The organism is Legionella impletisoli (genome assembly GCF_900639875.1).
Lineage (GTDB): Bacteria > Pseudomonadota > Gammaproteobacteria > Legionellales > Legionellaceae > Legionella_A > Legionella_A impletisoli.
The window spans coordinates 122,988-137,565 of record NZ_CAAAIA010000006.1; the positions used below are offsets into that span (position 1 = coordinate 122,988).

A 14,578-nucleotide genomic window follows, 5' to 3' on the forward strand; every position below is an offset into this window, starting at 1 on the left:
AGCAGGCAATATTTACCCGTAATCTTTCAAAATGCGAGTTTTAGACGCATTTTGAAAGACTACGGGTATAAGACTGTCAGTTCAGCATACATGAATATGAATGCTTGGGTTGTTTTCTTCCACTGAAAAAAAGGGAGGAAATTCACCTAGCTGGCAGGCTTTTTCAATCATACCTTGCACATCCGATTGCACGAATTCATAGAGTTCATCGTAACGATGAATCACAAAATAGATAGGTTGTAATTGATCAATTCGATATGGGGTACGAAATGCTGCCACGGGATTAAAAAGAACACGTATAGGGACATCGCTTTCAACGCTATATTCAGTCTCACTAATGGAAGAAAGAATCCCCCCTCCGTAAGCACGTAAACCTTGCTCTGTATCAATAAGACCGAATTCGACCGTAAACCAAAACAAGCGTTGCAATAAAGCCCATTTGGACTCCGGAAATTCTAAGACTTTGCGAGCGTAATTATGGACAAAATCAGCATAAACAGGATTCGTGAGCATTGGACAATGTCCAAATAATTCATGGAAAATATCTGGCTCTTTTACATAATTCAGTTCTTCTTCACTTCGAATAAAGGTTGCTGCGGGAAAACGACGTTCTGCCAGCAATTCGAAAAACTCACGCGCGGAGATTAAGGCCGCAACGGGAGTCACCTCCCAATTTGTCAGCGCCTTAAGACGCTTGGTTACATCCGGGAGCTGTGGAATTTCATCGGCTTTTAAATCTAAACTTTTAAGTCCTTGTAAATACTCATCCGTCGCACGTCCAGGTAATAACTCCATTTGGCGACAATATAAGATTTGCCAAATACGATGCTCATCGGGGGAGTAAGTAACATACCCTTGCTCATCCGGTTTGTGAGAAACATAGCGACTGACAAACTCCATACCCCACTCCTTTTTACCGATTGTATTATTTTAATCATACTTAAGAATTGGGAAATTGCATCTAGTTATTATAGCGTTCGTTTTAACTGTTCAATGGAAATGACCGTTTCTGTTCCATGATTGGTTTGCCGTATAGCGCCCTTCCAAGCATGACCATAGACTACTTCGTAGGTTAATGGATAGCGATCGTTCTCAGTACGTAAGTTACAATAAGCTTCTTTAAATTTTTTTAGCCTTTGCTTTCCTGTTAAGCCTTTGTTGCGATTGGAGTGGATATTACGTACGCCTTGTGATTTGAGAGAGTACAATAAATCCTCAAGGGTTTTGAAGTGAACCGTTAGCATTTCCATGTCTACCACGGGATCTAAATAATGCTGTTGCATTAATGCATCGCCCAGATCATGCATATCGACAAAATCATTGACGTGACTGAAATGATCGACCTGCTCCCAAGCATGCCTTAATTCCATAAAGGTATCTGGACCAAGCGTTGTAAACATGAGGCAGCCATTGACATTCATTACTCGACTGATTTCCTTAAGCGCCTTGCCCAAAGGAGAAGACCAGTGCAATACTTGATTGGCGAACACTAAATCAAATACACCTGTCGCAAACGGGAGTTTTGCCATATCCCCATTCACTAAGGACCATTTTCTTCGCCAACCCTGTTTTGTTTTTGCTTCCTGAAGCATTGCTTCTGCAAAATCAAGCCCAACTAGTTTGGCATGGGGGTATTGTTTTTTAAGCTTTTGCGTAAAGAGCCCCGTTCCACAACCTAAATCTAAAATAAATCGAGGATTAATTTTTAGATAGTCCAGCCGCTCAAACAGCCGATTACCGATTTCAATCTGAATTTTGGCTGCACGCTCATACTGCTTAGCCTGCTTATTAAACGAGTTGCAAATTTCAGTTTTTCTATTCATGATACCGTCGTTAACATCTGTAATGGATCCAACTCGCATGGAATTTAAAAAATGGAGTATAGCACAACTCCTTGCCCTGCCTTCAATTTGCACACTTTGCGAACATTATCATCGTGGAGGCCCCGTTTGTTTAGATTGCAAAAAATGGCTGATTCCGCTCGGCTTTTCTTGTCAAATTTGTGCGTTCCCTTTGCTTGACGATTCCTTTGCTTATTGTGGGCGTTGCATTAAGAAAAAGCCTGCTTTCGATAGTGTTTCCGCGCCTTTTCGTTTTGAAGAGCCTTTACGAACCTTATTGCACCAATTTAAGTACAAGGAAAGTCTTTATTTAAAAGCGTTCTTAGCAGACTTAATGTTACATACACCCCCAAAAAAACTTTCGACCAGCGAATGCCTCATTCCCGTTCCGATGCATCCTACTAAACTTCGCAAAAGAGGATTTAATCAAGCTCTGGAAATAACCAAGCATATAGCAAACGTAATAAAAATGCCCTACGAGTTGCACTTATGCCATAAGATTATCAATACCCCTTCCCAAGCGGGACTTAATCAATTAGAACGCCGAAAAAATATTCAATCCTCTTTTTTTGTGCGACCACATCAATATAAACACGTCATCATCATTGATGATTTACTCACAACAGGATGTACTGCTCATGAACTTGCAAAGCAATTGAAAGCCACGGGGGTTCAAAGCGTTCACGTCTGGTGTTGTGCAAGAGCAGTGATGGACTAAAGTTGCTGAAGATAGCGTTGGAGATCGTTCATTAATAACTGAATCATAGCAACCACTAATATGATTAACGCAAGGCGGTGTAGTAAAATCTCAAGTGGAACGGAGATTGGCTTGCCTCTTATTTTTTCAATGAGTGCATAAACGATTGAACCTCCATCTAATCCAGGTATAGGCATAAGGTTAACTAAGCCAACCGCTAAGCTTAGATTCGCAATAAAAAATAAGTACACTGCTATACCATGCAAAAAAGAAATTACCATTTCTGAAAATAATCCAATTGGTCCTAATAAGGTGGCAAACGGGATCGTACCCGTAAAGAGCTGTTTAAGCATGATCAGAAAAAAATATAATATAGCTCCGATTTCAACAACCGCTTGATAGAATGCCTTAAAGAAAGAAACCCCTGGGATATTGTTTATATGCCTTTTTGAAAGAGCTGGCTTTATTCCAAGTCCCTGCAACAGATCGTTTCTTTGCTGGCTATATTCCCATTGATTTAAATCAAGATGCATTTGAACAGTTTTCCCCCCAGGCTTTTGGATTAGAATGGGGACGTTCGCTTCATCAAGTAATATGATGAATTGCATACCTACCGCTCGCCAAGATGGTGTAGGCTGTCCATTAATGGAGAGAATTCGATCACCTGCTCCAAGTCCTGCTTTTGCTGCAGGACTTGGGATTGATACCTCAGCAACGACGGGTGTTATTTCGCGGTGCCCAATCATGTAATACCCTTGTAAAGCAAATAAGGCTACCAATGCATTGGCCAAAGCCCCAGACAAGAGAATGACAACCCGCTTCCATATAGCTTTCTTATCAAAACAATAGGGCTGCAACTCAGAAGAAACAGGGTCAATACGGGTGTTTAATAACTTAACGTACCCACCAATTGGCCAGCGAGCCCAAACCCATTCAATCCCGGTTTTGCTGCGTTTTAAGAATATCGGTTTACCAAATCCAATTGAAATGCGTTTTATTTTGACTTTAAAAAATCTTGCAGACAAAGCATGTCCAGCTTCATGCAACCCAATCACTAGAATTAAAGATAAAATAACGCCAAGAAAACCAATGATATAAGACATAAAGGCCTTACTATGTATTATCAACCACCAATTTCAACACAGGGAGACTTTTTCGTCTAGTCAATTCAGCGCCCTCGCGATACACCTCAAAAGCTCGATAGGGTTCTGCCGTTTCACTGTCAACTAACTCTACATCAACGCCACTATCGTCCACTAAAGTCACGCTTAAATGCATTTCCCTAAATTGCTGAATTTGATAGCGTTCTTTAAACATCCGAATCACATTGATTAAACTTTCCGCTGCCTCTTCACTGCTATGTTTGCCCTGAAAAATGATTTCCATATAACCCCCTATCAGGAACCACAAACTGTATAAAAATTGCCTACTTTATGTAACGGCGGATTCAAAAAAGACTTTAGACATTCGTGGAGAACGATTAGTGGATCTTGATGATAGGTCATATTCCAATATATAAAAACACAAATTTTCTCTATGCAACACGTTAGACAATAATCACGGGTTGAATGCAGAGAGTCTACAAAAATGTCACCTAATAGGTTACAATTAACGCCTATACGTTCTTACATTTTCAGATAACCAACACTGTGTTTATTGCCTGCGGACTTAATCATAAAACAGCGCCACTGGATGTGCGTGAAAAAATCGCGCTGCCAATGGAAAAACAAGCTTCTATGCTGAATCGCCTGGTTGAATTACCTTTGGTGAGTGAAGCCGCCATCTTATCCACGTGTAACCGTACGGAAATTTATTGCCAAGCCGAAGATCCCGATGCAATCATTCCATGGATAGCTAAAGAGCAGCAAATCTCCCCCTCAAGCATTCAACCCTATTTCTACTTACACTCTGGCCACAGCGGCATCCGGCATACGTTAAGAGTGGCTAGTGGATTAGATTCCATGATGCTTGGCGAACCGCAGATACTTGGGCAGTTAAAACAAGCCTTTCAATCCGCCTGTGAGGCCGGTACGGTAAGGCAAAATCTTCGCCAAGTATTTGAATACGTCTTTAGCGCAAGTAAACGCATTCGCAATCACAGTGGCATAGGAAATAATCCCGTTTCCATCGCGTTTGCCGCTGTTCAGTTAATGAGTCAATTATTTCCTGATTTTAAACCACTGAATGCCTTTATAATCGGCTCAGGAGAGATGTCGTCTCTCGTTGCCAAATACTTGCATAAACATGGCGTTCAACAATTTATGATTGCCAGTCGGAGTCCCGAAAAAGCTCAAGCGCTAGCCACTTCACTTACAGGCACCGCTTTAACCATCAGCGATATTCCAGAACATCTTGCTAAAGCCGATGTTGTCATTTCTGCCACGGCTTGTCCGCTACCATTCATTACAAAAACTTTGGTTAAACAAGCCATGGCTGAACGAAACAACGCGCCTATGTTTTTTTTAGATCTCGCCGTCCCACGTGATATAGAACGAGATGTGGCTGAGCTTGATAATGTCTATCTGTACAACATCGATGATTTAAAATTAATGGCTGATCAAGGCATGAAAGAACGTCGTCATGCCGCCTTGCATGCAGAACAGTTGGTCAATTACGAATTAGAAAATTATATTCGCTGGCATCGCTCACTCAAAGCGAATGAAATCATTTGTGACTATCGCACGCATATGCAATCCATCGCGCGCAATGAGCTTCTACGCGCCAAACAAAAGCTTGAAGCAGGTCATAGCCAAATGAGCGTATTATCAGAATTTACGGAGCGCTTGGTTAACAAACTTACCCATAATCCTACTGTGGGATTACGACAGGCTGCAGAAGACAATCGCCAAGATTTGCTCGAGTTAGCAGAATATTTATTTAAAACCACCACTGACACGACGTCCAATGAAACCATCACTTGAAATTAAGCTAGAGCAAATGCATGAGCGCTTTGAGGAGGTTGGCCGACTCCTATCTGAAGCATCCGTTATTGCCGATCAGGATCAATTTAAAGCATTATCCAAAGAATATGCGCATTTAGAACCAGTCGCTACTTGTTATAAGGACTATATAAAAGCGAAAGAAAATCTTGTGTCATTAGAAGAACTGGTAGCTGGTGACGATGAAGAAATGGCTCTTATGGCAGAAGAAGAAGTGGAAACCGCTCGAAAAGAGGTAGAACGTTTAGATGAAGAATTACAATGGCATTTAATTCCAAAAGATCCCGATGATCAACGAAACGTTTACCTTGAAGTGCGAGCCGGCACCGGTGGCGATGAAGCCGCAATTTTTGCGGGTGATTTATTTCGCATGTATAGTCGCTATGCCGAAACTCAACGCTGGCAAATAGAAATTATCAGCGCCAGCTATGGGGAACATGGCGGTTATAAAGAAGTGATTGCTCGAGTTAGCGGTCATAATGTATATGGCCAATTAAAATTCGAATCGGGTACGCACCGTGTTCAACGCGTTCCTGAAACAGAATCGCAGGGACGTGTGCATACTTCTGCTTGCACAGTTGCTGTACTTCCTGAAGTTGAAGAAATTGATGAAATTAACATTAATCCAGACGAACTTCGGGTTGATACCTATCGTTCTTCTGGAGCAGGTGGACAGCACGTTAACAAAACGGATTCTGCGATTCGAATTACCCATTTACCCACGGGTTTAGTCGTAGAATGTCAGGATGAACGCTCTCAGCATAAAAATCGCGCCAAAGCCATGGCTTTATTAAAGACAAGGCTGCTGGATGCTGAGCAACGTAAACAACGTCAACAACAGGCTGAAACGCGTAAATTAATGGTTGGCAGTGGCGATCGATCGGAGCGCATTCGAACGTATAACTTCCCACAAGGACGGTTAACCGATCATCGCATTAATTTGACGCTCTATCAGTTGCAAGATGTCATAGCGGGTGATTTAACGTTTATTATTGATTCGTTAAAACGTGAATACAATGCTGAGTTATTAGCAGAACTGGGCCATCACGAGATATAATGACCAGCATTAAAGAAGCGCTATATCAAGCTTCAATCACTCTCAACCCATATACTCATTCAGCTCGCCTCGATGCAGAAGTCTTACTCGCTCATGTGCTCAGTCAATCGCGCACCTATCTTTTCACTCATTCAGAAAAAGAACTATCAAGTAAAGAGCTTGTAAAATTTAACCATCTAGTGTCTAAACGACAGCAAGGGATCCCTATTGCCTATTTAACAGGGATTCGTGAGTTTTGGTCGCTTCCTTTAACCGTAACAGAAGATACTCTCATTCCAAGACCTGAAACGGAGCATTTAGTTGAAATTACTTTATCTTCCCTAAACGATATTCCTAAAGCAACCTTGCTGGATTTAGGAACAGGTAGCGGCGCAATTGCCTTGGCTTTGGCAACTGAGAGGCCCAATTGGACGATTTACGCCTCGGATATGAGCTTGGCAGCTCTAAAGGTCGCAAAGCATAATGCATCCATTCTTGGCCTTTCAAATGTGCAATTTATTCACTCAAATTGGTTTGACGAGATCCCTCCATTAACGTTTGACGCCATTGTCAGCAATCCACCTTATATTCCAGAACAAGATCCCCATTTAATTGAGGGAGATATCCGCTTTGAACCTAAATCCGCCTTACAAAGCGGTAAAGAAGGATTGGATGATATTAAAAAAATCATCATCGATGCTTATACGTATTTAAGACCAGGTGGTTTGCTTTTAATCGAACACGGTTATGATCAGAAAAAGGCCCTATTAACCCTATTAAATCAAAAAGGGTATTTACAAACACAATGCTGGCAAGATTGGCAAGGCCACGATCGCATCTCAGGTGGCATTCATCCTTGACCAGGGGTTCAGGGTTCAGGGTTCAGGGTTCAGGGTTCAGGGTTCAGGGTTCAGGGTTCAGATGACACCTGACACCTGACACCTGACACCTGATTCCTATCTATATGAATTTATGATAAAAATAGTAGTTTATGCAGAAACTTTTGTTTAAATAAGCTATAGTTGATGAAATAGACTTTTTTTGATATATCTAGCGCTTTTTAAACAAAAGACGTATCACTTGCCAAATGGCAATATGGAAACGCTACACGAAGCAGGAGCCGCGATATGTCAAAAGAACCGATTGATTTAACTAGTAAAAGTGAGCGCAATGTGAAGAGTGACGCAGTAAGTAGCATGGGAATTGCACCCTACCAGGAAAAAAAGGGTGAAGAATATATGAATAAGGATCAGCTAGCGCATATAGAAAAAATTCTATTAGCCTGGCGTCAGTCACTTATGGAAGAAGTCGATCGTACCGTGACCCACATGAAAGACGATGCTGCAAATTTCCCCGATCCATCTGACAGGGCCAGTCAGGAAGAAGAATTCAGTCTAGAATTACGCACACGTGATCGTGAGCGAAAGCTGATTAAAAAAATTGAGGACTCCTTGGAACGCCTTCATGATGACGATTTTGGTTACTGCGAAGCCTGTGGAATTGAAATTGGCTTACGCCGTCTCGAAGCTCGTCCAACGGCCACATTATGCATTGATTGTAAAACCCTATCTGAAATTAAGGAGCGCCAAAATCAAGGGGGTTAATCCTTAATTTTTTTAGCCAGCCTAAGAATTAGGATAAGGGGTGGGAAGTAAGTGCACTTTTATGCGCAATGAACATTGACCATCCCTCGCTCTCAAAGAGCATGCTTGGTCCTTTATTACCCAGATTATGAGATAGAATGGGTATGACTTTGTGAAGGAAAAAACGGTTGCAACAAAGTTAAGTTCTTTTCTAAACTCCCTTGATTTTCCTCAAACACTTTATTAGCGTTTTTAACCAGTGATTTTTTAATGGCTTCATGGTGATGTAATTCTATAACTACCTCGATCAACGCATCCGCATTTTCTGCCATATAAATCGCTTTAGCAGCCAATAGCGATTCAAAAATAGCTTTAGAATTTTGATTATAGGGCCCTGTAATAACCGGCACATTCAGCGCAATCGGCTCCAGTAAATTATGGCCTCCAATTGGCACGAGACTGCCTCCGACAAAACTATAATCACTCAGTTGATAAAACGCCTGAAGCTCACCTAAACTATCAATTACAATGACATCGCAATCGCTGCTAATTGATGAGACAGTACTCCTTAGGCCGGTTTTTAACCCGAAGGAGCAAGCCAACTCATATACGTCTTTAAATCGCTCAGGGTGGCGGGGTGCTATAAGTAAGAGCACCCGCTCCATTGAATCCTGTAAGCGGGACAACCGAGTCAAGATTTGTTCTTCTTCATTATCATGGGTGCTGGCTAAAAGCAAAACTGGACGAGACTCTCCCCAAGCAGTTTTGAGGTGGGCTACAGGGTTTACCTCTAAACTGGACCATTGCATATCAAATTTTAAGTTACCAACAACCGAGACTTTACTTTCCTCAGCACCAAGTTGAATAAAGCGTGCGGCATCTTGTTTGCTTTGCACAAGAATACGAGTCAACTTATTTAAAATGGGTTTAAATAAATATCGCATCCTTTTATATTGTTTGAATGCACGGTCTGAGATACGGCCGTTAATAATAAATAAAGGCATGCTGAGTTGTTCAGCCCCATATATAAAATTAGGCCAAAGTTCTGTTTCCAGAATGATTCCTAGCTTGGGATGGTATGTCGAATAAAATCGACGCACCGCAGAAGGCAAATCATAAGGTAAATACTGATGGTGCACTCGATTGCCAAATAATGTTGTAACACGATCAGAACCCGTTGGTGTCATTGTGGTGATCACCAATTTTAAATTCATGGCTAATAAAGCTTTGATTAACGGTGCTGCGGCATTTACTTCTCCAAGCGATACGGCATGAAGCCATACATCAACGGGTTTTTCTTTTAAGTTGAGGGAAAATCGCTCGGGAATGCGATGACGATATGCGGCAAGCTTTCTTCCTTTTCGATAAAGTCGAAATAAGATATAGGGAATGCAAAGATACAGTAAAAAGGAATAAATACGGCGCATAAGCTAGCGAATTTAAGAGATAATTGCAAAGAGTAATAACAATTATACCTTTATCCGCTAAAATAGCGATATAAGTTTAAAAACATCTATCCTTTAAGAAAGTATGCCCGAATTGTAAACAGGCCCTATTATGCCAAATTTTAAAGATCATCAAACTAAATTAAGCTTACGCCAATTTTTTACGACTCAAACTTGGTGGGGGAAAATCATTGGCGCCATTATGGGGTATTTAATGGCAGGTCCTGCTGGTGCTTTGTTTGGAATTCTTGTTGGTAATTTATTTGATCGCGGCTTAGCACAACATTTTGCCCATCCCTACTGGCACTACCACTCTGAAAAACGTGAGCAAATTCAAAAGAAATTTTTTGAAGCGACCTTTGAAGTCATGGGGCATATGGCAAAAATTGATGGTCGAGTCTCAGAACAAGAAATTAAACTGGCCTCGTCTTTAATGCAAGAAATGAAGTTAAATTCAAAACAAAAGCGGCAAGCCAGAGAACTTTTTCGTAAAGGAAAAAGCGCAGAATTTGACTTAAAAAAAGAACTGTCTGAACTGAGAATAACGTTGCAGGAAAATCCAGAACTTTTAAAGCTCTTTGTCGAAATTCAATATCGTGCCGCACAAACGGATAGTCTATCCGCAAATAAACTGGAAGCCATGAATACGATATTGCGCTATTTGGGGTTTGCGCCATTGCATGAGCAATATCGTTTTTATGAGGATTTTGACTACAAACCTTATACCAATCACTCTAGAGAATATACTCACTCGAACCATTCTTCTTCGAAAAGCTACCGTCAACACCAACCACGAAATTCGCTAACTCATGCTTTTGCGATTCTTGAGGTGAGCCCCAATGCAAACAAGCAAGAGGTAAAAAAAGCTTATCGTCGCTTAATGAGTAAAAATCATCCCGATAAACTGATCGCGCAAGGATTACCTGAAGAAATGATTCGTTTAGCGAATGATAAAACACAAAAAATTTCTAAAGCTTACGAGCAAATTTGTGCCAGTAAAGGTTGGTAGTCTAATCTATAAAAACCAAAAGGACCTGGTATGCAAGCATGGCATGCAAAATCTGTTGGAAAAACAAAAACCATTCTGGCTGAATCATCAAAAGACCACGGCCCAAATGAATTACAACAAGTAAAATCCACGCACTGGTATACCATGTTGGCGCGGCAATTTTTCAATATTCTGATTCTTGTCTTAGTTCTTGCCACCATTTTATCGTTCTTTCTTGGAGATATGATTGATGCCATCGCAATTCTTGCGATCGTACTTTTTAATGGGCTTTTAGGTTTTATCCAAGAGTGGAAAGCGGAAAACGCCATCAACGAGCTAAAAGAAATGTTGTCGCCAAAATGCAAAATCATTAAAGATGGTGAGGAAACCGTAGTGGATGCTAAATCCCTGAAGCCAGGGGATTGTGTTCTTTTAAATGCAGGAGATGTAGTACCAGCAGATGTCCGTCTTACTCAATCTGCCAATTTGACTGTCAACGAAGCCGCTTTAACCGGAGAATCTGCACCCATTGCTAAAAAGACAGAAGCTTTATCTGAAGATACACCTTTAACGGAACGAAACAATATGGCCTTCATGGGAACGCATGTCGTGAGTGGTCGTGCACGAGGACTCGTGGTAGAGATTGGGATGAATACTCAATTTGGCCGCATTGCAGAATTAACCGAACGTGTTAGTGAAACAAAGACGCGTTTGCAGAAAGAATTATCCGTACTTGGGAAACAATTTGGAGTCATTGCCTTATTGATTTCGTCTCTCGTGGTGATTGTTGGGATCTTAAGTGGCCGAGGCATAATGGATATGTTTATGACCGGTATCTCGCTCGCTGTATCTGCCATTCCTGAGGGATTACCGGCGGTGGTTACCATAGCACTCGCGCTAGGAGTTCGCGCAATGGCGCGAAAAAAAGCACTGCTTCGACAGTTACAAGCCGCAGAAACCCTAGGGGCTGTTTCAATTATTTGCACAGACAAAACGGGTACCTTAACAAAAAATGAGATGAAAGTTCAAAAAGTTTGGCAAGCGAATGCGACCTACACCATCACTGGATCAGGATATAATCCTTCAGGAACATTTGAAAAAGATAACGAACCAATTGCCCCCGAAACCCACAGCGATTTAATGGCTTTAATCGAAACCGCAAGAACATGTAATAATGCCCGTATAAAACAAGAGGATGATAAAAAAATCTGGAAAGCAGTCGGCTCACCCGATGAAGCAGCCCTCATGGTGATGGCGATGAAGGCGAACCTTGAACAAGAACCAGACGAGGAAATTTTAGATGAGTTTTCCTTTGATTCAAACCGTAAGCGTATGTCGGTGGTTGTTAATCATAACTCCGAGTCCATTGTTCATGTCAAAGGCGCTCCAGAAGTGATTTTATCTTTATCAACACGTTATTTACTTGATGGCGAACAAAAAGAACTAACCGATGACATGCGTAAATCCATCGAAAAAGCTTATAGTGAGCTGGCTGAAGAAGGGTTGCGTACCCTTGCGTTAGCCATGAAAAAATCTCAAAAAGAAGAAAAGTTTACAGCTAACAAAGCAGAACGTGAATTAACTTTTCTTGGTATGGTTGGATTGGTTGATCCCCCCCGAGAAGAAGTTCCTAAAGCCATCGAAAAAGCAAAGCTTGCCGGCATTCAAGTGATGATGATTACCGGAGACTCCCCAATCACCGCGAAAGCTATTGCGAGTCAAATTGGCCTTGAGGTTGATAAAATCGTAACCAGCAGCGACGTTCAGGATTTAAGTGATGATGAGTTATCAAAACTATTGCAAACTAAGGTTCTTTTTGCTCGCACTGTACCTGAAGACAAGCTCAGAATCGTTAAATTATTACAATCCCAAGATCAGTTAGCTGCAATGACGGGCGACGGGGTGAACGACGCACCGGCGCTTAAACAAGCAGATATTGGCATAGCCATGGGAATACGCGGCACAGACGTAGCCAAAAGTGTGGCTGATATTGTACTGACCGATGATAATTTTGCCTCCATCATTGCCGCTGTGCAAGAAGGCAGAAGACAGTATTCCAATATTCAGAAATTTGTACTGTTTCTCGCCTCTTCTAATATGGGTGAGGTGTTAGCTATTCTCATTAATATTTTTATGGGTGGACCATTAATTATGGTTCCGATACAAATTCTTTGGATTAACCTCGTCACCGATAGCGCGACAGCAATTTCTTTAAGCGTTGAGCAACCTGAAACCGATATTATGAAACATCCGCCACGAAAGATTAATCAACCCATCTTTAGCTGGAATTCCTTTATGTTGCTTGTGCTTTTTGGTGCATACATTGGTATGGTAGCCTATTTATTATACCGATTCTATTTGAATGAATCTTATGAGCTAGCCAATACGGTTGCGTTTACAGCGATCGCCGTAATGGCGAATATCCACGCCCTTAATTTCCGCAATTTACAAAGGCCTATTGCAGAGATTGGTTGGTTATCAAACCCATGGTTATTATTAGCAATTGCATCTATGATAGGCCTACAGCTTTTAGCAATCTATATGCCTCCATTACAAGTAGTTCTTCATACCACAGCATTATCAGCTAGTGAATGGGGCGTGATTATTTTAAGCGCTCTTCCCTTATTTTTGATTCCGGAATGCGTCAAATGGTTATGGAATAGAACGTCATGAGCTGGATTTTAATTCTTAATGGCCTTATTTTCCTATGTTTAGGTGGTGAGGGATTAATTCGCGGCAGCGTGGCTATTGCTGAAAGATTACATCTTTCAACTCTTTTGATAAGCACAGTGGTGATTGGATTTGGCACCTCTGCACCAGAACTGATTGTTTCAGTAGAAGCAGCCCTTGATGGTTTTCCGGAAATTGCTATAGGAAATATTGTAGGCAGTAATATATCTAATATCTTGTTGGTTCTTGGATTAGCCGCCTGTCTTATCCCTATTCCTTGTAGAGCGCCACAAATAAAATTAGATTCTTTAATGGGAGTAATCGCTTGTTTACTGCTCGCTTTATTAGCTATTCCTGGGTATATCCATCGTCCTACTGGCTTTTTAATGGTATTGCTTTTAATTCTTTATCAAAGCATTACTATTTGGCGAGAAAAGAAATTTGAACCAACCATAATTGAAAAAGAAACGCTTAAGCGCCAAATTGAAAAAGAAATTATTCCGAAGCATTTATCATTACCCCATGCCTTGCTATTAGCTGTTGCCAGTCTTTTTTTGTTAGGATTGGGAGCCCATTGGCTCGTTATTGGCGCAGTTACTCTCGCACAGCAGTTGGGGATTTCAAAGGCAGTGATTGGTTTATCATTAGTGGCTGTAGGCACGTCGTTACCAGAAATTTTTACCGTCCTGGTAGCTTCTTGGCGAGGACACCCTGATATGGTAATTGGCAATATTTTAGGGAGTAATCTTTTTAATATCTTATCGATTCTAGGTATCACAGCACTCATTAAGCCCATTCCATTTACGGGTAAGATTGCAGAAGAAGACGTCTGGCTCCTCTTGTTCATCTCCATCGTTCTTTTCTTAATCATTTTAAAGCGAATGAAACTGACGCGAATGGAAGGCGTATTGATGTTATCTTCATATGGTCTTTATCTTCTCTGGCTTTATTTGTTTTAATTTAACCTTTGATTCCCTGTAAAGTTTGAGCTTATATGTCATTTAATCAAGGAAAATAATTTCAATCAAAATGACATAGTGGATATCTTTGGCAACCAAGGCAATGTTTCGAAATTTTTAAACGGCGAGCGCAGCCTAAGCAAAGGTCAAATATCGAAACTTGTTACTCGATTTCATCTTAGTGCAGACTTTTTTTTCCGAAACGTGCAATAGCTTCATGAGAGAAGAGCCTCAGTAATCAACCTAAATTTTTAGTGTCTCTTAATAATAGGGTTTTGGGACACTTTTAGTCACTAAATGGTCAAGTCTATTTATATTTATTTTTGTACAAAAAGTCTGCTCATTATATACCTTTTTTTCAACACGGGTAACTTATCGGTTCGTGATCCACATAAAAATCGATCTTAGTGTTGCATTCGG

13 protein-coding genes are annotated in these 14,578 nt (G+C 41.0%); 8 read left to right on the forward strand and 5 right to left on the reverse strand.

What is annotated here, in order from left to right:
• Positions 1-81: 81 nt before the first annotated feature.
• Positions 82-900: a phenylalanine 4-monooxygenase gene (gene phhA, locus E1O41_RS07770; RefSeq protein WP_131776746.1), complete on the reverse strand. Its 819-nt coding sequence runs from the start codon at positions 898-900 to the stop codon at positions 82-84.
• Positions 901-968: 68 nt separating this feature from the next.
• Positions 969-1,823, reverse strand: a complete 855-nt coding sequence (bioC, locus tag E1O41_RS07775) for a malonyl-ACP O-methyltransferase BioC (RefSeq protein WP_229669346.1) — start codon at positions 1,821-1,823, stop codon at positions 969-971.
• A gap of 37 nt (positions 1,824-1,860) precedes the next feature.
• On the opposite strand from bioC, the gene E1O41_RS07780 reads away from it, so the two are divergent.
• Entirely contained in the window at positions 1,861-2,559 is a 699-nt protein-coding gene (locus E1O41_RS07780; RefSeq protein WP_229669347.1) for a ComF family protein, read from the forward strand.
• On the opposite strand, the gene E1O41_RS07785 is transcribed toward E1O41_RS07780, so the two are convergent.
• Positions 2,556-3,641, reverse strand: coding sequence for a M50 family metallopeptidase (locus tag E1O41_RS07785; RefSeq protein ID WP_131776748.1), 1,086 nt, complete (start codon positions 3,639-3,641; stop codon positions 2,556-2,558). The two genes, E1O41_RS07780 and E1O41_RS07785, sit on opposite strands and share 4 nt — an antisense overlap.
• A gap of 10 nt (positions 3,642-3,651) precedes the next feature.
• A complete protein-coding gene (locus tag E1O41_RS07790; protein WP_131776749.1) occupies positions 3,652-3,924 on the reverse strand; it encodes a hypothetical protein in 273 nt (90 codons plus the stop codon).
• Positions 3,925-4,187: 263 nt separating this feature from the next.
• On the opposite strand from E1O41_RS07790, the gene hemA reads away from it, so the two are divergent.
• The 4 genes from hemA (at position 4,188) to dksA (ending at position 8,117) form a co-directional block, all read left to right on the forward strand.
• Positions 4,188-5,459 carry a glutamyl-tRNA reductase gene (gene hemA, locus E1O41_RS07795; RefSeq protein ID WP_131776750.1) on the forward strand — a complete coding sequence of 424 codons (1,272 nt, stop codon included), beginning with the start codon at positions 4,188-4,190 and terminating at the stop codon, positions 5,457-5,459.
• Positions 5,443-6,534, forward strand: coding sequence for a peptide chain release factor 1 (prfA, locus tag E1O41_RS07800; protein WP_131776751.1), 1,092 nt, complete (start codon positions 5,443-5,445; stop codon positions 6,532-6,534). The genes hemA and prfA overlap by 17 nt, the downstream gene beginning before the upstream one ends.
• Positions 6,534-7,373 (forward strand): peptide chain release factor N(5)-glutamine methyltransferase, encoded by an 840-nt coding sequence (prmC, locus tag E1O41_RS07805; protein WP_131776752.1) that lies wholly within the window; start codon positions 6,534-6,536, stop codon positions 7,371-7,373. The genes prfA and prmC overlap by 1 nt, the downstream gene beginning before the upstream one ends.
• A 267-nt stretch (positions 7,374-7,640) precedes the next feature.
• Positions 7,641-8,117 (forward strand): RNA polymerase-binding protein DksA, encoded by a 477-nt coding sequence (gene dksA / locus E1O41_RS07810; protein ID WP_131776753.1) that lies wholly within the window; start codon positions 7,641-7,643, stop codon positions 8,115-8,117.
• 125 nt (positions 8,118-8,242) lie between these two features.
• Here dksA and waaA read toward each other — a convergent pair whose 3' ends face one another.
• The gene (gene waaA / locus E1O41_RS07815; RefSeq protein ID WP_131776754.1) at positions 8,243-9,523 is read right to left on the reverse strand and encodes a lipid IV(A) 3-deoxy-D-manno-octulosonic acid transferase; all 1,281 of its coding nucleotides are present in this window, start codon (positions 9,521-9,523) and stop codon (positions 8,243-8,245) included.
• Between the two features lie 130 nt (positions 9,524-9,653).
• Between waaA and djlA the strand changes: the two genes are divergently transcribed.
• From djlA to E1O41_RS07830, 3 genes are read left to right on the forward strand one after another with little or no spacing between them, the layout of a single operon-like run.
• On the forward strand, positions 9,654-10,550 hold the full coding sequence (djlA, locus tag E1O41_RS07820; protein ID WP_131776755.1) for a co-chaperone DjlA: 897 nt from the start codon (positions 9,654-9,656) through the stop codon (positions 10,548-10,550).
• A gap of 30 nt (positions 10,551-10,580) precedes the next feature.
• Positions 10,581-13,202, forward strand: a complete 2,622-nt coding sequence (locus E1O41_RS07825; RefSeq protein ID WP_131776756.1) for a cation-translocating P-type ATPase — start codon at positions 10,581-10,583, stop codon at positions 13,200-13,202.
• Positions 13,199-14,158 carry a calcium/sodium antiporter gene (locus tag E1O41_RS07830; RefSeq protein WP_131776757.1) on the forward strand — a complete coding sequence of 320 codons (960 nt, stop codon included), beginning with the start codon at positions 13,199-13,201 and terminating at the stop codon, positions 14,156-14,158. Before E1O41_RS07825 ends, E1O41_RS07830 begins: the two co-directional genes overlap by 4 nt.
• Positions 14,159-14,578: the final 420 nt, after the last annotated feature.